At 49.2% G+C, this 20,643-nt stretch carries 21 protein-coding genes; 18 read left to right on the top strand and 3 right to left on the bottom strand.

All coding sequences use genetic code 11. The annotated features are described in order from the left end of the window. The first annotated feature begins 60 nt into the window (after nt 1-60). Nucleotides 61-621 (top strand): energy-coupled thiamine transporter ThiT, encoded by a 561-nt coding sequence (gene thiT, locus MKY22_RS10385; protein WP_290778066.1) that lies wholly within the window; start codon nt 61-63, stop codon nt 619-621. A 1-nt stretch (nt 622) separates the two neighbouring features. Further along, nucleotides 623-1,225 carry a thiamine diphosphokinase gene (locus tag MKY22_RS10380; protein WP_341088700.1) on the top strand — a complete coding sequence of 201 codons (603 nt, stop codon included), beginning with the start codon at nt 623-625 and terminating at the stop codon, nt 1,223-1,225. Nucleotides 1,226-1,279: 54 nt separating this feature from the next. On the opposite strand, the gene MKY22_RS10375 is transcribed toward MKY22_RS10380, so the two are convergent. Then, complete coding sequence (locus tag MKY22_RS10375) at nt 1,280-2,683, bottom strand: amino acid permease (RefSeq protein ID WP_341088698.1); 1,404 nt, start codon at nt 2,681-2,683, stop codon at nt 1,280-1,282. Between the two features lie 141 nt (nt 2,684-2,824). Further along, nucleotides 2,825-3,013 carry a 50S ribosomal protein L28 gene (rpmB, locus tag MKY22_RS10370; protein WP_023468758.1) on the bottom strand — a complete coding sequence of 63 codons (189 nt, stop codon included), beginning with the start codon at nt 3,011-3,013 and terminating at the stop codon, nt 2,825-2,827. A gap of 283 nt (nt 3,014-3,296) precedes the next feature. On the opposite strand from rpmB, the gene MKY22_RS10365 reads away from it, so the two are divergent. From MKY22_RS10365 to rnc, 11 genes are all read left to right on the top strand, one after another. Further along, entirely contained in the window at nt 3,297-3,659 is a 363-nt protein-coding gene (locus tag MKY22_RS10365; protein WP_023468757.1) for an Asp23/Gls24 family envelope stress response protein, read from the top strand. Between the two features lie 25 nt (nt 3,660-3,684). Beyond that, nucleotides 3,685-5,358: a DAK2 domain-containing protein gene (locus tag MKY22_RS10360; protein WP_369815311.1), complete on the top strand. Its 1,674-nt coding sequence runs from the start codon at nt 3,685-3,687 to the stop codon at nt 5,356-5,358. A gap of 100 nt (nt 5,359-5,458) precedes the next feature. Further along, nucleotides 5,459-6,121: an L-serine ammonia-lyase, iron-sulfur-dependent subunit beta gene (gene sdaAB / locus MKY22_RS10355; RefSeq protein WP_023468755.1), complete on the top strand. Its 663-nt coding sequence runs from the start codon at nt 5,459-5,461 to the stop codon at nt 6,119-6,121. A 4-nt stretch (nt 6,122-6,125) separates the two neighbouring features. Then, nucleotides 6,126-7,022, top strand: coding sequence for an L-serine ammonia-lyase, iron-sulfur-dependent, subunit alpha (gene sdaAA / locus MKY22_RS10350; RefSeq protein ID WP_023468754.1), 897 nt, complete (start codon nt 6,126-6,128; stop codon nt 7,020-7,022). Beyond that, entirely contained in the window at nt 7,006-9,036 is a 2,031-nt protein-coding gene (gene recG / locus MKY22_RS10345) for an ATP-dependent DNA helicase RecG (protein ID WP_341088695.1), read from the top strand. Before sdaAA ends, recG begins: the two co-directional genes overlap by 17 nt. An 85-nt stretch (nt 9,037-9,121) precedes the next feature. Next, the gene (gene fapR, locus MKY22_RS10340; RefSeq protein WP_023468752.1) at nt 9,122-9,691 is read left to right on the top strand and encodes a transcription factor FapR; all 570 of its coding nucleotides are present in this window, start codon (nt 9,122-9,124) and stop codon (nt 9,689-9,691) included. Further along, nucleotides 9,688-10,683 carry a phosphate acyltransferase PlsX gene (gene plsX, locus MKY22_RS10335; RefSeq protein ID WP_341088694.1) on the top strand — a complete coding sequence of 332 codons (996 nt, stop codon included), beginning with the start codon at nt 9,688-9,690 and terminating at the stop codon, nt 10,681-10,683. The genes fapR and plsX overlap by 4 nt, the downstream gene beginning before the upstream one ends. 16 nt (nt 10,684-10,699) lie before the next feature. After that, nucleotides 10,700-11,620, top strand: a complete 921-nt coding sequence (fabD, locus tag MKY22_RS10330) for an ACP S-malonyltransferase (RefSeq protein ID WP_035396761.1) — start codon at nt 10,700-10,702, stop codon at nt 11,618-11,620. Next, the gene (fabG, locus tag MKY22_RS10325; RefSeq protein WP_035396763.1) at nt 11,617-12,348 is read left to right on the top strand and encodes a 3-oxoacyl-[acyl-carrier-protein] reductase; all 732 of its coding nucleotides are present in this window, start codon (nt 11,617-11,619) and stop codon (nt 12,346-12,348) included. The genes fabD and fabG overlap by 4 nt, the downstream gene beginning before the upstream one ends. A 70-nt stretch (nt 12,349-12,418) precedes the next feature. Further along, nucleotides 12,419-12,658: an acyl carrier protein gene (gene acpP, locus MKY22_RS10320; protein ID WP_341088692.1), complete on the top strand. Its 240-nt coding sequence runs from the start codon at nt 12,419-12,421 to the stop codon at nt 12,656-12,658. Between the two features lie 56 nt (nt 12,659-12,714). Further along, a complete protein-coding gene (gene rnc / locus MKY22_RS10315; RefSeq protein ID WP_023468747.1) occupies nt 12,715-13,485 on the top strand; it encodes a ribonuclease III in 771 nt (256 codons plus the stop codon). Nucleotides 13,486-13,555: 70 nt separating this feature from the next. Here rnc and MKY22_RS10310 read toward each other — a convergent pair whose 3' ends face one another. Further along, a complete protein-coding gene (locus MKY22_RS10310; protein ID WP_023468746.1) occupies nt 13,556-13,756 on the bottom strand; it encodes a DUF1128 family protein in 201 nt (66 codons plus the stop codon). A 126-nt stretch (nt 13,757-13,882) separates the two neighbouring features. Between MKY22_RS10310 and smc the strand changes: the two genes are divergently transcribed. The 5 genes from smc to rpsP all read left to right on the top strand — a co-directional run bounded on the left by smc (nt 13,883) and on the right by rpsP (nt 20,598). After that, nucleotides 13,883-17,446, top strand: a complete 3,564-nt coding sequence (gene smc / locus MKY22_RS10305; RefSeq protein WP_341088690.1) for a chromosome segregation protein SMC — start codon at nt 13,883-13,885, stop codon at nt 17,444-17,446. Further along, nucleotides 17,443-18,447, top strand: coding sequence for a signal recognition particle-docking protein FtsY (ftsY, locus tag MKY22_RS10300; protein WP_023468744.1), 1,005 nt, complete (start codon nt 17,443-17,445; stop codon nt 18,445-18,447). The genes smc and ftsY overlap by 4 nt, the downstream gene beginning before the upstream one ends. Before the next feature lie 99 nt (nt 18,448-18,546). Further along, nucleotides 18,547-18,867 carry a putative DNA-binding protein gene (locus tag MKY22_RS10295; protein WP_023468743.1) on the top strand — a complete coding sequence of 107 codons (321 nt, stop codon included), beginning with the start codon at nt 18,547-18,549 and terminating at the stop codon, nt 18,865-18,867. Between the two features lie 12 nt (nt 18,868-18,879). Beyond that, on the top strand, nt 18,880-20,229 hold the full coding sequence (ffh, locus tag MKY22_RS10290) for a signal recognition particle protein (RefSeq protein WP_023468742.1): 1,350 nt from the start codon (nt 18,880-18,882) through the stop codon (nt 20,227-20,229). A 93-nt stretch (nt 20,230-20,322) separates the two neighbouring features. Continuing rightward, nucleotides 20,323-20,598: a 30S ribosomal protein S16 gene (gene rpsP, locus MKY22_RS10285; RefSeq protein WP_023468741.1), complete on the top strand. Its 276-nt coding sequence runs from the start codon at nt 20,323-20,325 to the stop codon at nt 20,596-20,598. Nucleotides 20,599-20,643: the final 45 nt, after the last annotated feature.

Genomic DNA, 20,643 nt, shown 5'->3' with positions numbered 1-20,643 from the left:
GTACGGCGTTCGTCGTACTGCCTTTTTGCGTCCTCTCGTACAATGAAGGAGGAAAATAGCATGAAACGGTTACAAGTGATGATGGAAATTGCCATCTTCGCCAGTCTCGGAGTCGTCTTTGATTTACTGATTCCATTCAAAATGCCACAAGGAGGCTCAATCAGCTTAGCGATGTTACCGATCTTCGTCATGGCATTTCGCCACGGTGTCGTCGGAGGGGTCGTCACGGGAGCGCTTGTGGGTACGATTCAATTGATGTTCGCTCCACAAGTCTTGACGATTGTTCAACCGATGCTTGACTATACGATTGCGTATGGTGTCGTCGGATTAAGTGGTCTGTTCGCGCGTCAAGTCAGACTAGCCGCGCGCAATGGACAAAAGAAAAGCTTGATGGCGTTCGTTCTCCTGGCGACGTTATTAGGCGCAGGACTCCGCTATATCTGTCATGTCATCAGTGGAATCGTCTTTTTTGCCGAGTATGCCGAAGGTCCAGTCGTACCGTATTCATTGATTTATAACGCGACATACATGGTACCGTCTTACGTTCTTTGTGGTGTCGTTGCGGGTCTTTTATTTACGACTGCGCCACGCTTACTCCGTTATTCGGCACGAGGTGTCTGAGATGCGGGCGATTCTCGTCTGTGCCGGTCCGCGAGAAGAAGCGCCGGATTTACGGACGTTTTGTCAGCCAGGTGACTTTATCGTCGGTGTCGACGGTGGTGTTCAGACGATTGAATCGTTTGGGCTGACATGCGACCTGACGATTGGTGATTTTGATTCTCTTGGTTATGTACCAGAAGGGGCAATCGTTCATCCGGCCGAGAAAGATGAAACGGATCTCGAACTGGCACTTCGTACAGTCTCAGAGAAGAAACAGTTTGAGGATACCTTCATTATCGGGGCGACAGGTGGGCGGCTCGACATGACCGTCCAAAATGTATATCTATTGAAGCGATACCCAGAGGCACGACTCGTGACGAAACGAGAAGAGGTACGATACTTGGCTGAGGGAACGTATGCAGTCGAAGCAGGGAGCTATCATTATCTTTCGTTCATTCCACTCGTACCATCGACTTTAAGCTTATCCGGAGTCAAATATCCACTTGATGCACATCCAGTACCGGTCGGAGGTTCCTTGACCGTCAGTAATGAATGGTGTGCGTCAGAAGCGAAGGTAGAGCTCCATCATGGAGAACTATTGATGATGCGGACGCTTAAGGAATAGCACAATCATAGGAAAGAGGCCGTGGATGACTCCGCGGCCTCTTTTTAGATGAAATTATTCTTCGAGTTGAGAAGGGGCGACACGGATGTCGCTTTGAGCGGATAGATGTTTTCCTTTGACGAAGAGATGATAACTTCCCCACATGACAAGGAAGAAAGGAACACCGATGTATAGAGCGATTCGTTGATCCGCTTGAAACGCAAGACTGACGAGGACGACGACGTTAAGTGTCAACGAAATCAGTGGTAACACCGGATAGAGTGGTGTCTTGAATTTCAGTTCGGATACATCGTGTCCGTTTCGGACGAACTGACGACGAAATGCAAGCTGCGAAGCAGAGATTGAAATCCAGCCGACTTGAGCCCCGAGTCCGGCTAAGGACAAGAGCCAAATGAAGACGGTATCTTCTGCAAAAAATGCGGTCAGAAGCGATAACATCGCGAACATCATCGTAAAGAGCAACGCCCGCATCGGCACACCACGTGCATTGACGTAAGATAATTTCTTTGAAATCATCCCTTCTTGCGCCATTGCCCATAACATCCGAGTCGCCGCATATAATCCGGAGTTTCCGACGGACAATAGTGCCGTCAAGACGACGATGTTCATCAAATCAGCAGCGTACGGAATACCGATCGCATCAAAGACCATGATGAACGGACTGCTGACTCCGCCAGCTGATTCATACGGAATTAATGCACCAACGATCGTAATCGATAAGACGAAGAAGATGAACGTCCGCCAGACTGTATTGCGGATGGCTTTTGGAATCGATTTTTCGGGCGTGTCGGACTCCCCAGCCGCAACACCGATCAATTCCGTTCCTTGGAAGGCGAAGTTGACGGCAATCATCGTCGTCAAGACACCGAGAATCCCGTTTGGAAACCAACCGCTTGCCGTAAAATTCGCAAATAACGATGTCGGACGATCTGCTTCCATCGGTAACCAGCCGAACCAAGCAGCGCCACCTAAAATGATGAAGAACAGGATCGCGAGGACCTTCAAACTCGAGAACCAGAATTCAGCTTCACCGAATGCTTTGGCGGAGACGGCATTCAGACCGAACAGTAAGACCGTAAAGACGGTACACCAGACGACAACGGGTACGTTCGGAAACCAGCGGTCCATCAAACTGCCGGCAGCTGTAATTTCGAGTGCCACCGTCACGGCCCAGCCGAGCCAATAAATCCAACCGACGGCAAAGCCGACCCCTGGTCCGATGAAGCGGGTCGTATAGGTCTGAAATGACCCCGAGACCGGCAGATAGACCGCTAATTCTCCTAGACATAACATCGTCAGATACATGATGGTCCCACCCACGATGTAACTGAGGACCGCCCCGAGAGGTCCTGCTTGTGAAATCGTTAATCCTGACCCTAAAAATAAGCCTGTTCCGATGATTCCGCCGAGTGAAATCATGAACAGGTGTCGACTCGTCATCTCTCGTTTGAGTTGCATGATGACTTCCCCCAATTCTGACAAAATAAAGTACGTTCCTTATTGTAAGCGTTTTCAATAAAAGCAACAATTAGTTTATGAGAAAAATAAATGAGGGCATAAAAAAACCGGAAGGGAAGATTCCCATCCGGTGGTTGCGCCTTATACGCGTTCGACTTTACCTGATTTAAGAGCTCGAGCTGAAACCCAAACCTTTTTCGGCTTACCATCGACGAGGATACGTACTTTTTGTACGTTGACTCCCCAAGTACGTTTTGTTTTGTTCAATGCGTGTGAACGGTTGTTACCCGACTTTGGCGATTTCCCAGTAACGTAGCATTTACGTGCCATGCGTTCCGCCTCCTTTTATGTTGTTTTGCGTTCGTCCTAATAGACACTTTGCTATCTTAGCATGGTGTCAGGGCGGTTGCAACATAAAAAAAGTAGCTGACAAGAAAAAAACTTGACAGACAACCTCGAAATTTAAAATAATGGATGAGGATGATGGTAAAAGTTCAATTGACCGCTACTATTTTTCACTTATTCATTGTATAGTCAGTACGGCGACTTTTCAATAGTAGGTCCTTATAGTAGAATTATGAGAAGAATACAATATTCAAAGGGGGCTACTCAGGTGGCGATCGAGATGAAAACGACCTATGGAAAGATTGATGTAGATAATGATGTCGTCGCGCAACTTGCGGGCGGCGCAGCAATGGAATGTTTTGGTGTCGTTGGTATGGCATCCCAGTCTCAAATCAAGGATGGTCTTGCTGAACTCTTAAAACGTGAGAACTTTGCACGCGGTGTCATCGTTCGACAGGCTTCAGAGCAGGTCCATATCGATATGCATATCATCGTAAGCTATGGAACGAAAATCTCAGAGGTGGCGAACAACGTACAGAGTCGCGTGAAATACACGCTCAGTCAGGCACTAGGTCTTGACGTGACATCTGTGAACATCTTTGTCCAAGGAGTCCGCTTGACGAATGTCTAAGGCGGGAATAGAGGAGGAAACTTTAGTGAGTGTAGATCGTTTAACAGGAGCGCAGTTAGTCAAGATGATTCAAAATGGCGCGGCGAATCTCTATCAAAATGCAGATTTCGTCGATTCATTGAACGTCTTCCCTGTGCCAGATGGTGATACGGGAACGAACATGAATTTGACGATGACTTCAGGTGCAAAAGAAGCAGGTAAATCAACTTCGGATTCTGTATCGGAAGTCGCGAACGTCTTCGCACGTGGATTATTGATGGGGGCGCGCGGAAACTCTGGCGTCATCTTAAGTCAATTGTTCCGTGGATTCTCGAAATCAATCGAAGGCAAAACAACGATTGATACGAAGGAATTCGCAGATGCGTTACAAAAAGGTGTCGATACAGCATACAAAGCAGTCATGAAACCGGTTGAAGGAACAATCTTGACGGTTGCCCGTGAAACAGCTGTCGCTGCTATCGCACAATCTGAGACGACGACGGATTTCTTAGAGTTGATGCGTCAACTCGTCGAAGCTTCGAAAGTATCGCTCGACGGTACACCAGAACTTCTTCCGGTATTAAAAGAAGTCGGCGTCGTTGACTCTGGTGGTCAAGGTCTCGTCTGTATCTATGAAGGATTCCTCGCAACACTCGAAGGAAAAGAACTCGACAAACCGCATGCGCCTGTCATGGAAGCACTCGTCGAAGCAGAGCATCATAAAACGGCTCAAAGCTTCATGTCGACAGAAGAAATCCATTACGGTTACTGTACGGAAATCATGGTTCGTTTCCAAGATGACAAGCTTGCGAATGCACCATTCAGCGAAGAAGACTTCCGTAACGAATTAGCGGAATTCGGTGATTCATTGCTCGTCGTAGCGGATGAAGAACTCCTTAAAGTTCACGTCCACGTTGAAACACCAGGAGAAGTCATCACAAAAGGACAACGTTTCGGTGAACTCGTCGCTGTTAAGATTGAAAACATGCGTCAACAACACTCGACGATCCTTGAAGAAGAAGGTGCGAACCAAGTCACTCCAGTCGCTGCACCGAAGGCAAAAGCGAAAGCAGCCCTCGTGACAGTCGCAATGGGTGAAGGAATCAGCGAACTCTTTAAATCACTCGGTGTCAGTGTCGTCATCGAAGGCGGACAAACGATGAACCCGTCGACTGAAGATATCGTTAAGGCGATCGAGGATGCACACGCTGAACACGTTTATGTCTATCCAAACAACTCAAACATCATCATGGCCGCTGAACAAGCAGCATCTGTTGCGAATTGTGGTGTGACGGTCGTGAAATCAAAAACAGTTCCACAAGGTTTAGCAGCAACAATCGTCTATAATCCAGAAGCGACTGTCGAAGAGAACGAAGCGCACATGGCAGATGCGATTGCAGCAGTTAAGTCGGGACAAGTCACATATGCCGTACGTGATACGAACATCGATGGTGTAGAAATCAAGAAGGACGACCATATGGCGATTGCTGAAAAACAAATCGTCGCTACGGACGCTTCAAGTCTTGGTGCAGTCAAGAAACTCGTCGATACACTCGTCACTGAGGACGACGAAATCATCACGGTTCTTTACGGTGAAGGCGTCTCAACAGAAGAAGTTGACGCACTCGTCGCGTACATCGAATCGGTCAATCCGGATGCTGAAGTGGAAGTCCACGACGGCAAACAACCACTTTATTCGTACATTTTAAGCGTCGAATAAAACCATCATACTGAAAAAGGGCGACTAGCCTTTTCACGAATCCCACCATCTGCGATAATAGAGGTGGGATTTCGTTTGTTTCATAGAGAGGGGAAAAGAAATGAAATATCGTAGCGTCTTTGACATCATCGGACCAGTCATGGTTGGTCCATCGAGCTCGCATACAGCAGGGGCTGCACGGATTGGATTGATGGCGGGTAAATTATTCGGGGAAACGCCTACTGTCATCCACATCACGTTTTACGGTTCATTCGCGGATACGTATCGTGGACATGGAACGGATGTCGCCATCATCGGCGGTGTTCTCGGATACGATACGTTTGACGACCGGATTCCACAATCGATCGATATCGCGAAGTCGAAAGGGATTGAGATTCATTTCGAGACGAGTGAAGCGTTGACGGATCATCCGAATACGGCTCGTGTCCATTTGACGAATGGAGTAGAAGAGTTTGAATTGGTTGGTATTTCAATTGGTGGGGGAACGATTGAAATCACAGAATTAAATGGTGTACCGCTTCGTTTGTCCGGTGGGGGACCGGCACTCGTCGTCTTGCACCATGACCGCTTTGGTGCGATCGCAGCCGTGACGAGCATTTTGGCTGATTACGAAATCAATATCGGGCATATGGAAGTGTCACGGCATGAAAAAGGAAAACAAGCACTTATGGCAATTGAGATTGATGACCGGATAACGGCAGAAGTGTTGGAAGAAATCGATCGGTTACCTCAAGTCGAGCGTGCCGTCATGATGGGAGAGTGAAGACATGTTTAAATCCGTAAAAGAACTCGTCGCCATCGCGACGGAACGAAATATTCCGATTTCGGAAGTCATGATCGAGCAAGAGATGACGGTTCGTCATTTAGAGCGAGATGAAGTCTATGCGATGATGGAACGAAACCTACAAGTGATGGAAGAAGCAGTCGCTCGTTCACTTGATGGTGACGGTGTCCAGTCGGTGACAGGACTGACCGGTGGGGATGCTGTCTTGCTTCAACGGTACCGTGCTTCGGGTAAAGGATTATCCGGTGATTTATTACTGGACGCCGTTAGTAAGGCAATCGGAACGAATGAAGTCAATGCTGCGATGGGAAAAATTTGTGCGACACCAACGGCAGGGAGTGCCGGCGTCGTACCAGGTACACTATTTGCTGTCAAAGATCGGTTAAACCCAACGCGTGAGCAGATGTTACGCTTCTTGTTCACATCCGGTGCGTTCGGCTTCGTCGTCGCGAACAATGCATCGATTTCCGGAGCGGCTGGTGGCTGTCAAGCAGAAGTCGGGTCAGCAACAGCGATGGCAGCTGCTGCCATCGTTGAGATGGCGGGCGGAACACCGGATCAGTCAGCGCATGCTTTTGCGATCGCGCTGAAGAACATGCTTGGACTCGTCTGTGATCCTGTTGCAGGACTCGTCGAAGTGCCATGCGTGAAACGCAATGCGATGGGCGGGGCGAATGCTGTTGTCGCTGCCGACATGGCACTCGCTGGAATCACGTCACGGATTCCGTGTGATGAAGTCATCTCAGCCATGCATGAGATTGGTCAGATGATGCCGTCTGCGCTTCGCGAGACAGCAAAAGGTGGACTCGCGAATACGCCGACGGGTCGCTGGCTCGAAGCGAAAATCTTCGGAGAGTTATCGAATGAATCCATCACGTGACGTCAAGACATTAAAAGGTGTCGGACGGGATTTAGCGAAAAAACTAGAAGAGATGAATATTCTCACCGTTGCGGACGTGCTCGAGCACGTCCCGTTTCGTTATGACGACTTCGTGACGGGAAGTCTAACGGAAGCAATCCATGAGGATAAAGTCAAGTTCACGGGTCGAGTCCAGTCTGAACCACTTGTGCGCTATTACGGCAAAGGAAAGAATCGTTTAACGTTCCGTCTGCTCGTTGAAGAACGGTATAGTGTGACCGTAACGATGTTCAACCGGGCATTCTACAAAGACCAATTGCAACTCGGAGCAGAAGTGACGGTCAGTGGCAAGTGGGATTTACACCGGATGACGATCTCTGCGACGGAATTGCAATTCGGGGCAATCGAAGGCGAATTGACACCCGTTTACTCGCTCCGGGGTGACATGCGGATGAAGACGTTTCGACGCGTCGTCGACTTGGCGTTCAAGGAGACTGAGGCATTAGCTGAACGAATCCCGGATAGCATCCGGAAGACGTATCGGTTGCAAGACCGGATGACGATGTTGAAGTCGCTTCATTTCCCAACGAATCGACAAGAGTTAACGGCTGCTCGTCGCAGTTATGTCTACGAGGAGTGCCTCTATTTCCAGCTGAAATTACAGGCGTTACGTCTTGGACGACGGAAAGGTCGAGGGATTGCTCTTCCCCTTCATGAAACGGATATTGCCAATTTCATCAAGAGCCTGCCGTTTCCGCTGACAGGTGCACAGCAACGTGTGACAAAAGAGATTCTAGACGACATCGGTCGAGGCGAACGAATGAATCGGTTGCTGCAAGGGGATGTCGGAAGCGGGAAGACCGTCATCGCTGCCATCGCCTTGTTCGCGACGGTTCGTGCCGGAAAACAAGGCGCCTTGATGGTGCCGACCGAAATTTTAGCGGAACAGCATGCAGCGTCGCTCGCCCCATTGCTTGAACCACTTGGGATCCGAGTCGGTCTACTGACGAGTTCCGTTAAAGGGAAAGCGCGTGCACACTTGCTCGAAGCCCTCGCGACAGGAGAGATCGACGTCTTGGTCGGAACACATGCGCTGATTCAAGACACTGTCCAGTTCAAGGCATTGCACCTCGTCATCACCGATGAACAACATCGCTTCGGTGTCGAACAACGGAAGCGGTTGCGCGCGAAAGCTGAACAGGCAGATGTATTATATATGACAGCGACACCGATTCCGCGTACGCTTGCGATATCGGTCTTTGGAGATATGGATGTTTCGATCATCGATGAGATGCCGGCGGGACGAAAGGAAATCGAGACCTACTGGGCGAAACCGCAACAGATGGAACGTGTTTTCGGGTTCGTCGAGAAAGAATTGTCGCAAGGTCGACAAGCCTACGTCATCACGCCATTGATCGAGGAATCCGAATCACTCGAAGTTCAAAATGCGATCGAATTACATGCGACATTGACCGAGCGGTTCAAGCCCTATCATGTCGGTTTGATGCATGGGCGCTTGACTTCTTCAGAAAAAGACGAGGTTATGCAGGCGTTTAAGGAGAATACTGTTCAAATCCTTGTTTCAACGACGGTCGTCGAGGTCGGCGTGAACGTTCCGAACGCGTCGATCATTGTCATTCATGATGCAGAACGCTTTGGTCTTGCGCAGTTACACCAATTAAGAGGGCGCGTCGGTCGAGGCGATGCCCAGTCTTACTGTATTCTAATCGCCGATCCCTCTTCCGATACGGGAAAAGAACGGATCAAGACAATGACGGAGACGAACGATGGCTTCAAGCTAGCGGAAAAGGATTTAAAACTGCGCGGAGCCGGAAATTTCTTCGGTACCGAACAAAGTGGATTACCGCGCTTCGTCTTGACTGATCCTGCGCTCGATATACAAGTCATGGAAACTGCGCGACAAGATGCAGTCCGCTTACTGCGATCGGACGCCTTTTGGCAAGCGCCGGAATACGATGTCTTGCGTGACTATATCGAAAGACAAGGGCTACTTGAAGGAGAAAGAATCGAATAATACTTGAAAGTGAACAACAAGGGATATATACTACTGTTAGTACCAGGTAATAACAGTGGTCATCCTTCTTGTGGGAGGAACATACATGCGGGTACCTAAAAAAGAGAGACAACAAGAATTATTACAGACGATCGAGCAAAATCCGTTCATCACGGATGAAGCGCTGGCGACACGATTCCGTGTCAGTATCCAGACGATTCGTCTCGACCGGATGGAATTAAAGATTCCGGAATTACGGGAGCGAATTAAACACGTCGCGACCGAACGGCTGGATGATGTGCGTACGTTGACTGAAAATGAAGTCATTGGTGATATGATTGACCTGAAACTCGATACATCTGCGATCTCTATCCTTGAGATTTTGCCGGAACATGCGTTTAGTCGGAATGCGATCGCCCGCGGACATATTTTGTTCGCGCAGGCAAACTCGCTTGCGATTGCGCTCATCGACGATGAACTCGCATTGACGACACGTGCGAACGTTCAGTTCACACGCTCCGTTCACGTCGGAGAACGCGTCGTTGCGAAAGCATTCGTCAGTTCCCATCGTCAAGATGGTCGTTCTGACATCACGGTGGAGAGTTATGTCGGTGAAGAATGTGTCTTCATCGGTGAGTTCACGGTGTATCGAAGTAGTAAGGAGGAATCGAAATGATTTTAGCAGTTGACGCTATGGGGGGCGACCACGCACCCCGTGCCATCGTAGAAGGGGTCGTTGCCTATTTGGCAGAACGTCCAAACGAAAACATCGATATCCGACTAGTCGGAGATGAGTTGAAATTACGCTCATACACAATCGAGGATCCGCGCGTGACGATCGTCCACGCGGCATCCGTCATCACCGGAGAAGATGAACCGGTACGTGCGATTCGCCGCAAGAAAGATAGCTCACTCGTTGTGGCTGCAAACCTGGTGAAATCAGGAGAGGCAGATGCCTTGATTTCAGCAGGCAACACGGGAGCGCTCATGACTGCCGGATTGTTCGTCATCGGTCGAATCGAAGGAGTTGACCGTCCTGCACTTGCCCCGACTTTCCCGACACGTAATGGGAAAGGTGTCGTCATCTTAGATGTTGGCGCCAACCCGGATGCGAAGGCAGAGCATTTGCTCGATTATGCCATCATGGGGTCTGTCTACGCAGAACAAGTTCGCGGCATCACACGTCCAAAAGTCGGACTCCTGAATATCGGATCAGAAGCCGGTAAAGGGAATGCACTGACGAAGGAAACGTATCCGCTACTTGAGACAGCACCGATTCATTTCGTTGGGAACGTCGAGGCGAGAGAAGCGATGAGCGGTGACGTCGATGTCATCGTCACGGAAGGTTTTGCCGGCAATACGTTACTTAAGAGTACAGAAGGGGCTGCCAGTATGATCATGGGTGTCATGAAAGAACAATTCATGAGCTCTTGGACATCAAAGCTCGCCGCTCTCGTACTAAAACCGAAGTTGAAAAAAATGAAGCAGTTGCTTGCTTATGAAGAATATGGCGGTGCCGGACTATTCGGCATAGCGGCTCCGGTCATTAAGGCGCATGGTTCAAGTAATGCCTACGCATTCAGCCGAGCGCTCGTTCAAGCTGAGAAGATGGTCGAACAAGAAGTCGTTGCCAAAATCGTTCAAGCGAAGGCAAATGAAGCACGTTAAGAAGGAGTGAGACGAGATGGGGAAAACAGTTTGGATGTTTCCGGGACAAGGGTCACAGACGCCTGGAATGGGACAAACGCTCATTACGCAAGACGAGACACGCCAAGCACTCGCTGACCTCGGAACGCGAATTGGTCTGGATCTGACGACGCTGATGACGACAGGGACGAAGGATGAATTGAAAGCGACAGATATTGCTCAACCAGCCATCGTCGCACACAGTGCATTACTCGCACAGCAGTACGCAGCACAAGGACATACACCTGATTTCGTACTCGGACACAGTGTTGGAGAATATAGCGCGCTCGTCGCAGCTTCTGTCATCACACCGTCTGAAGCCGTCTATCTCGTCCGCGAACGCGGAAAGCTCATGAATCAAGTCACGGGTGGAACGATGGCGGCGGTCATCGGCATGAATGATGTCGAGGCAGCCCATCACGCGGTCGAATCGATTGCGGCGACGGGAGAAATCGTTCAAATCGCCAACTACAACTGTCCCGGGCAATTCGTCATCTCCGGACAAATCGCAGCGGTCGAATCCGCTACAGCGAAGTTAAAAGAGCTCGGAGCAAAACGTGTCTTACCGCTTGATGTTTCAGGTGCATTCCATTCGTCACTCATGACACCATTCGCACCACGATTCGAAGACATTCTCGTCTCGTCACCGTTTGAAGCGGCGAAGACGAAATTCATCTCGAACGTCGACAGTGCGTTCCATGATCAACCAGACGAATTGATTCGTTTGCTCGTTCAGCAGCTCTACTCACCGGTTCGATTCGAATCATGCGTTGAGCGTCTGATCGAAGAAGGTGCGGATACATTCATTGAGTTTGGTCCATCATCTCCGTTGAGCGGTCTCGTGAAAAGAATCAAAAAAGATGCGAAAATCATCAGCATCACGACACTTGAGCAGTTGGAAGCGGAGGGAATTCGTTGAGTAAAGTAGCACTCGTCACTGGCGCGTCACGCGGCATCGGAGCTGCCATCGCGAAGCGATTGGCAACAGATGGTTTCCGTGTCGTCGTCAACTATGCAGGAAGCACGGACAAGGCGGAAGCTGTCGTCCGTGAAATCAAGGAAGCAGGCGGAGAGGCACTCGCGATTCAAGCGAATGTCGCTGAAGCAGATGCTGTCAAACAGATGATCAAACAGACGATCGACACATTCGGTCAACTGGATTGTGTCGTCAATAATGCCGGCATCACGCGTGATGGTTTGCTGATGCGTATGAAGGAAGCGGATTTCGATGCTGTCATCGATACGAACCTGAAAGGGGCGTTTCTCGTCACGCAAGCTGCGACACGTCCGTTGTTAAAAACAAGCGGTCGTATCATCAACATCGCATCAGTCGTCGGTATTTCCGGAAATCCAGGGCAAGCGAACTATGTCGCAGCGAAAGCGGGTCTGATCGGGCTGACGAAATCCGTCGCACGTGAACTCGCTAGTAAAGGCGTCACAGTCAATGCCATCTGTCCAGGATTCATCGAGACGGACATGACGGACGAATTGACAGAAGAACAGCGGAACCTGTCACTCGGGCAAATTCCGTTGAAACGCTTCGGTCAAACCGACGATATTGCTTCACTCGTCAGTTTCATCGCTTCAGATGAAGCACGATACATCACAGGACAAACTCTTGCCGTCGATGGCGGCATGACGATGTAACACAACTAACGGTAGTACTTTGCTAAATCGGCAATCATCTTATATACTCAACTCATGGAGGGATTTTAAAATGACAAAAGAACAAATCTTAGTAGACGTACAAGAAGCAATCGCAGAAAAATTAGGAAAAGAACAAAATGAAATCACACTTGATAAATCGTTCAAAGACGACCTCGGTGCTGACTCTCTCGAAGTCATGGAACTCGTCATGGACTTAGAAGACAAGTTCGAAATCACGATCGAAGATGAGCAAGCAGAAAACTTGAAGACTGTCGGCGATGTCGTCAACTACATCGAAACACAAGTCTGATCATTGAAGCTGACCCACCGCAATTTGCGGTGGGCTTTAGCTGTTTAGGAGGAACTATGACGAATCAAAAAGGACGTCGTGTCCGAAAAGGACCCTATGTAAAACGACGCAAGGATGCTCGGACGCTCGCTCAAATCGAGCAGAAATTCGAAGCGTTACAAGAGCGCCTGAATATCACGTTTTCTAATGTCGAGCTATTAAAACAAGCCTTCACGCATTCTTCGTTCGTCAATGAACAACGCGAGTCTGAAGGGGATAACGAACGCCTAGAATTTTTAGGGGACGCGGTCTTAGAGTTGACGGTGTCACGCTATCTATTCGAACACTACCCGGAACGTTCCGAGGGGGAATTAACGAAATTGCGAGCGGCAATCGTCTGTGAACCGTCACTCGTCCAATTTGCGAATCACTATCAGTTTTCCGATATGATTCTGTTAGGTAAGGGGGAAGAACTGACCGGTGGTCGGAATCGTCCAGCCTTACTTGCGGATGTCTTCGAATCCTTCATTGGCGCCTTGTATCTTGATCAAGGCATCGAAGCAGCCGAACGATTCCTCGCCGAAGCGGTTTTTCCGAAAGTGGCGACAGGCTTTTTTGAAGAACAGACAGATTTCAAGAGTCAATTACAGGAAGCGATTCAACGTGTCGGTTTAGGTGTCATCGAGTATGAAATCATCGAGGAGCGCGGTCCGGCGCATAGTCGGGAATTTATCTCGCGTGTCCAAGTCGCGGATGAGCTGGAAGGGATCGGGACAGGCCGATCGAAAAAAGAGGCAGAACAACAGGCGGCAAAACAAGCCTTACTTGAATTAAAGAAACAGTTTTAAGCAACAAAAGGCCGACCATCTCTCGAATGCGTGAGAGATGATCGGCCTTTATCGTGTGGAGTTCACTTGATTAGACAGTCTTGAGGGATTTCAGTTCGTCGACGATCGCATCGACCTCTGCCAGTGATAACGAGTCGCGCATCATGACGAACTCATAAATCTCTTTTAAGTCCTCGTTTTTTGAGCCATCGAACTGTTCTGCTTTAATGACCCCTTTGTTGATGATGTTCAATTTATCTAAGATTGCTTCAATCATTTGTTCAATCGTCATCGTGTTATTCGCTCCTCTTCTTCTTGTTTCGCGTGATACTACCTTAAAACCTATCATGTTGCTAGCGTTTCGGCTATGGTAAACTGAAAGAAATTCAAAAGAAATTTAAACATACGGGTGATCAAGATGTACTTAAAAAGAATTGAAATCAATGGCTTCAAATCATTTGCCAGTCGAACTGAATTAGAATTTCTTCCGGGTGTCACGGCAGTCGTCGGACCGAACGGAAGTGGGAAATCAAATATATCGGACGCTGTCCGTTGGGTGCTCGGAGAACAATCTGCGAAGTCACTGCGCGGGGCGAAGATGGAAGACGTCATTTTTGCCGGCAGTCTGTCTGAACACCGGAAACAATTTGCCGAGGTGACGCTCGTCTTAGACAACGAGTCGGGAACGGTTGCGTTGCCGTATCAGGAAATAAGTGTCACGCGGCGTGTCAGCCGCAACGGAGACAGCGATTATTTTTTAAATAAAAAACCATGTCGCCTGAAGGATGTCCTTGATCTGTTCATGGACACAGGCTTGTCGCGTGATGCTTTTGCAATCATCGGACAAGGGCGAGTTGAACAAGTCATCTCCGGTAAACCGGAAGAACGCCGTGCTGTCATCGAGGAAGCAGCAGGCGTCTTGAAGTATCGTCATCGCAAGAAGCAAGCCGAGCGGAAATTAAGTGATACGGAAGCGAATCTATCGCGTGTCGATGATATTTTATATGAACTTGGCGGACGAATCGAGCCGTTACGTGAACAAGCGGCGCTCGCGAAAGAGTATCTCGTCGCTCGAGAACGGCATGATGTCCTCGAACGTGGTATCTTGGCGCATGAAATCACGACGTATCAGACGGAGCTCGAAACACTAGCGCGTGACATCGCACAATGTGAAGAACGCCTTGCGTCTCAAAAGACGACTTACGAAGAGACCGTCTTGTCCCGAGAGAATCAAGAATCGACGCTCGAAGAAGAACGACAACAAGAAAACGCGTTGCAGGAGCAACTTCGACATGTCTCGACGCGACTTGTTGAGATCCAAGGTGCCCTTAACCTAGCGAAAGAGCGTGAAAAACACGGGACCGAGACGAAAGAGCGACTCGAACAAGAGGTTGCCGTCGTCGAAGAACGCGTCAAGGAACTGGAACTCGAACTGACCGCTTTACAGGAACGTCAAGCAGAAGTCGATCAGGAAGCAAAACGGATCACGGCTGAACGGGAAAGAGCCGATCAAGCACTGACACAAACCGATCGTGATTTCGATAAGGAAGCCGAAGTATTACGTTCGGAAGCCTTTGAAGTGGCGAGTCGATTAGCTGCGACGAATAATGCCTATAATCGAGCGAAGCAAGATCTCATGCAGGCAGAAGAACAACAACGTTCATTTACGGCGGACAGCGGTACGAAACAGTCGACGCGTCGTCAACTCGAGGAAGACGTAGCTCGTCTAGAGGCGGAAGTCGCTTCGATCCGGACGAAGTTGGACCAAGCAACGGAAGAAGAGACGACGGCACTTGCAGCACGAAATGAACAACAACATGCGTTACGACAAGTCGAACAGTCCGTTGCGGATTTAGAGCGACGTCGGCATAAGACGGAAGACCGGATTGAATTCCTTGAATCCGTCAAAGCCGACTATAGCGGTTATTTCGGTGCCGTGAAGACGATTTTAAAACAACGAGATCAGCACCCAGGTATTTACGGAGCGGTCGCGGAGTTGATTTCGGTTCCGGCGCGGTTTGAAGCGGCAATCGAGACAGCGCTTGGTGGGTCGATGCAAAACATCGTCGTTGATACCGATGCGACAGGACGTCGTCTGATCCAGGAGCTTCGGCGATTAAATGCCGGTCGAGCAACGTTCATGCCGCTCGCCTCACTCCAAGCACGCGAAGTCAATCGTTCAGTACGAGAACAAGTCGGTGGAATGTCTGGGTTCGTCGGGATTGCAAGTGATCTCGTGACGACAGACGAGACGTTGACGAAATTAAAGATGAACTTGCTCGGTACGACACTCGTCGTCGAGTCACTTGAACAGGCGAACCAAATCGCCCGTTCGACGGGACATCGCTATCGTCTCGTTACGCTCGAAGGAGATGTCGTCAACGTCGGCGGTACGATGACCGGCGGAAGTCGGAAAAAAGGCACACCATTGTTCAGTCAATCGCGCGAACTTGACGAGTTAAAAGAGGGACTGACGCGCGGACAAGCGGTCATTCGGGAGCAGATGCGCCGCTTGGAAGATCTGAGAGCGGCGATCCAGACTCTTGATGCTACGGCTCGGACACGGACAGAAACGATTCAAACATTACAAGGGCAACTCGAACAATCGCGCGATACGTTAGCAGATGCGAACCGTCATCTCGCTGTCATGACGTCTGAATTGTCGGTTGAAGATCGACAGATGGCACGTGTACTCGAACAAGAACAGGAAGCACGTCAGATCATCGAGACGTCGGAAGTCGAGATCGCAAAATGGACGGAGCGTCAAACGGAGCTCAGACAAGCCTTAGATCGTCTTAAGGATGCGCAAGCCCGTGGTGCCGTCACGATGGACGAACTGAAGAAGGAACAAGCAGAAGCAGTTCTCGAAGAGCGGACGATTCAAATGAAACAAGCGCAACTTTCGCAAGAGATCGAACGCCTGACGGAACAGCTCAGTCACGCGAAGCTTGAACGTGGTCATAAACGCCGTGACTTGCGTCATGTCCTCGAAGGATTCGACGAAGCGAAAATCGATGCCTTGCATGCGGAACAGCGCGAACAGGAACAGGAACAACAACGGGTCGAGACCGAACTCGTCGCGATCGGGCAACGGATTCAAGTACAAGCAGAATCCCTGCGCTTGATCCGGATCCGCGAAGCGAAGACGAAGGACGATCAACAAACGACGAAACAGGCACTCGAGCAGCTACGACTCTCGCAAGGGAAAACGAGCACGCGTCTTGAGACAAGACAAGAAATGCTGGAAGAGATGGGATTACTGCTCGAACTGATTGCACCACTTGATTTATCGTATGAAGAGGCAAAAGAGGAAATTCATCTGCTCAAACGCCAACTCGAAGAAATCGGCATCGTCAACATCGGTGCGATTGAGGAATTCGCAGAGGTCGATGAACGGTTTACGTTCCTATCCGCGCAACGGGATGATCTCGTCGCTGCTAAAACCGATCTCTATGGCGTCATCGAAGAGATGGACCGAGAAGTCATTCGATTGTTCCGTCAAACGTATGATGCTGTCCGAGAACACTTCCGGGAAACATTCCGCGAGTTATTCGGGGGCGGTGAAGCCGATCTAGTCCTCGTTGACCCGAGTGATCTGTTGACGAGTGGAATTGATATCGTTGCGAAACCGCCTGGTAAGAAACTGCAGAATTTGTCGCTCTTGTCCGGTGGAGAGCGTGCCTTGACAGCAATCGCCTTATTATTTGCGATTCTAAAGACACGTCCTGTCCCGTTCTGTGTCCTCGATGAGGTCGAGGCGGCGCTTGACGAAGCGAACGTCGCGCGATTCGGCGAGTTCGTCCATCAGCTAGCACGCGAGACACAGTTCGTCATCATCACCCATCGGAAAGGAACGATGGAGGCGGCAGATGTCCTTTACGGCGTCACGATGCAGCAAAACGGGATATCTGAAGTGTTATCCGTTAAACTAGAAGAGGCACGACGTACATTAAGTGAAGAACCAAAGGAGATTAAACGATGAGTTTCTTTAAAAAACTGAAAGACCGCTTGACGACTTCGACACAAGAAGTCACGACTAAATTTACGGAAGGCTTGACGAAGACACGCGACGGATTAGCGAGTGCCGTCAATGATCTCGTCTACCGCTTCCGTGAAGTCGATGAAGACTTTTTTGAAGAGTTAGAAGAAGTGTTGATCCAAGCAGACGTCGGTGTGACGACGACGATGGATTTGGTCGAAGAATTAAAGACAGAAGTCAAACGACGTAACGTCAAGGATCCAAAACAAGTCCGGGATGTCCTCGTTGAAGTCGTCGCGAACATGTTAGTCGAAGAAGAAGAGACAGCCCTTGATCTTGATCATGAGCTGAATGTCATCCTCTTCGTTGGTGTCAACGGGGTCGGTAAGACGACAACGATCGGGAAACTTGCGAACCGATTAAAACAAGAAGGTAAGAGCGTCATGTTAGCAGCGGGAGATACGTTCCGGGCTGGTGCGATCGATCAACTGCAAGTCTGGGGCGAACGCTCCGGTGTACCGGTCATTCGTCAAGGCGAAGGCTCCGATCCGGCTGCTGTCGTTTATGACGCCGTCCAAGCAGCGAAAGCACGTAAGGTCGACGTTCTGATTTGTGATACGGCAGGACGCCTACAAAACAAGGTCAATTTGATGAACGAGCTCGAAAAGGTCAAACGCGTCATTGAACGTGAGATTCCAGGCGCACCCCATGAAGTGTTACTAGCACTTGACGCAACAACAGGGCAAAACGCGATGGTGCAGGCAAAAGCCTTCAAACAAGCGACGAACGTTAGCGGAATCGTTTTAACGAAACTTGACGGCACAGCAAAAGGTGGGATTGTTCTTGCGATCAAGAACGAGCTGAATCTACCGGTGAAGTTCGTGGGTCTCGGTGAAAAAATCGATGATTTACAACCATTTGACGCAGAACAATTCGTATATGGACTGTTCGGCGATGTCTTTGAAGAAAAAGAAAACGTCGACACGGAAGAAAGCGCGGAATAAGCGACGTTTCATGTAAAGAAAAAAACTTGACAACACACTGTGAGGGCTGTACTATACTATCTGTAAAGGAATTTCACTTAACATTGCGGAGGTGCTCGAATGACACTTGATAAAACGAACCGGATGAATTATCTGATTGACTTTTATCAGGAGCTTTTGACGCCAAAACAACGGAATTACATGTCACTCTATTACTTAGATGACTTTTCCTTAGGTGAGATCGCCGATGAGTTTGAAGTCAGCCGACAAGCAGTCTACGACAACATAAAACGCACGGAAGCCATGCTCGAGCAGTATGAAGAACGACTATCGCTGTTCAAGAAACACGAACGGCGAAAGCAGTTACTCGATCAGCTGAAGCAATGCGACCTTCCGGGTGAAGCCCTAGTGATCATTGAGACATTGGAGCAATTAGAGTAGGAGGCATTCTTAATGGCATTCGAAGGATTATCGGAACGGCTTCAAGCCAGTCTCGCTAAAATGCGAGGTAAAGGTAAGATTTCTGAAGCAGACGTCAAAGAGATGATGCGCGAAGTTCGCTTAGCGCTACTCGAAGCCGACGTCAACTTCAAGGTCGTCAAACAATTCGTAAATGATGTAAAGGAACGCGCCGTCGGACAGGATGTCATGACGTCTTTGACGCCAGGGCAACAAGTCGTCAAAATCGTCCACGATGAATTGACGAATCTGATGGGTGCAGAAGTGTCACCATTGACGCTTGCGAACCGTCCTCCGACCGTCATCATGATGACGGGTCTGCAAGGGGCAGGTAAAACAACGACAACGGGTAAACTTGCCAATCATTTACGTAAAAAACATAATCGTAGTCCTTTGCTTGTTGCGGCGGATATTTATCGTCCGGCAGCAATCAAACAATTAGAGACACTCGGAAAACAATTGGAGTTACCGGTCTTCTCGATGGGAGATCAGGTTAGTCCACAAGAAATCGTTACCGGTGCACTCGATTATGCAAAAGAGCATCATCACGATATCGTGTTGATCGATACGGCGGGTCGCTTACACGTCGATGAGGAACTGATGCAGGAACTCGTTGATGTTAAGGAGATCGCCAAACCGCATGAAATCTTCCTTGTCGTCGATTCGATGACGGGTCAGGATGCCGTCAACGTCGCAGAGAGCTTCAACGAGAAGCTTGGCGTAACGGGAGTCGTTCTGACGAAGCTCGACGGAGATACGCGAGGTGGTGCAGCACTCTCCATCAAGGCAGTCACCGGAGCACCGATTAAGTTCGTCGGTCTTGGAGAGAAGCTCGATGCCATCGAACCATTCTATCCCGAGCGGATGGCGTCTCGGATTCTAGGCATGGGAGACATGCTGACACTGATTGAAAAAGCAGAGTCACAAATGGACGCTACGCGTGCCAAAGAGTTAGAAAGCAAAATGCGCGATGCATCGTTTACATTCGATGATTTCATCGAGCAGTTGCAGCAAGTGAAACAGATGGGTCCACTCGACGAACTGTTGGGAATGATCCCTGGGGCAGGTAAAGGGAAGATGAAGGGGTTGAAAAACGCCCAAATCGATGAGAAGCAACTCGTGTATGTCGAAGCGATCATCCAATCGATGACGAAACGAGAGCGGACTGAACCTGAAATCTTGAATGCGAGCCGTCGGAAGCGGATTGCCCGTGGTAGCGGACGCAGTATCCAAGAAGTCAACCGCCTCATTAAACAGTTCGAAGACATGCGGAAAATGATGAAACAATTTTCCGGACAGATGGGCAAAGGGAAAAAGAAAGGCTTTGGCCTTCCATTCTTTTAAAAGTCTTTTCTCTTTTGCTGTAACGTTGTATACTAATGAAGTTGTCAATTTGACTAAACGAAAAAATCATTTACTATTTGGAGGGACTTACGAATGGCAGTTAAAATTCGTCTTAAGCGCATGGGCGCAAAAAAATCACCTTTCTACCGTGTGGTAGTAGCAGACTCACGTGCACCACGTGATGGTCGTTTCATCGAGCAAATCGGATACTACAATCCAGTTGCTAAACCAGAAGCAGAAGTTAAAATCAACGAAGAGCTAGCTCTTAAATGGCTCTCTGAAGGTGCTAAACCTTCGGACACAGTTCGTAACCTCTTCTCACAAGCTGGTATCATGGAGAAATTCCACAACGCGAAACTCGCGAAGTAAGACGTTAGGAGGTGAGCGAAAGCTTACCTCCTTTTTTTAATTCAA

This window comes from Exiguobacterium sp. FSL W8-0210 (assembly GCF_038006045.1).
GTDB lineage: Bacteria > Bacillota > Bacilli > Exiguobacteriales > Exiguobacteriaceae > Exiguobacterium_A.
Note: the sequence above shows the minus strand (reverse complement) of the source record. Positions and strands in the feature narration are given on the sequence as shown.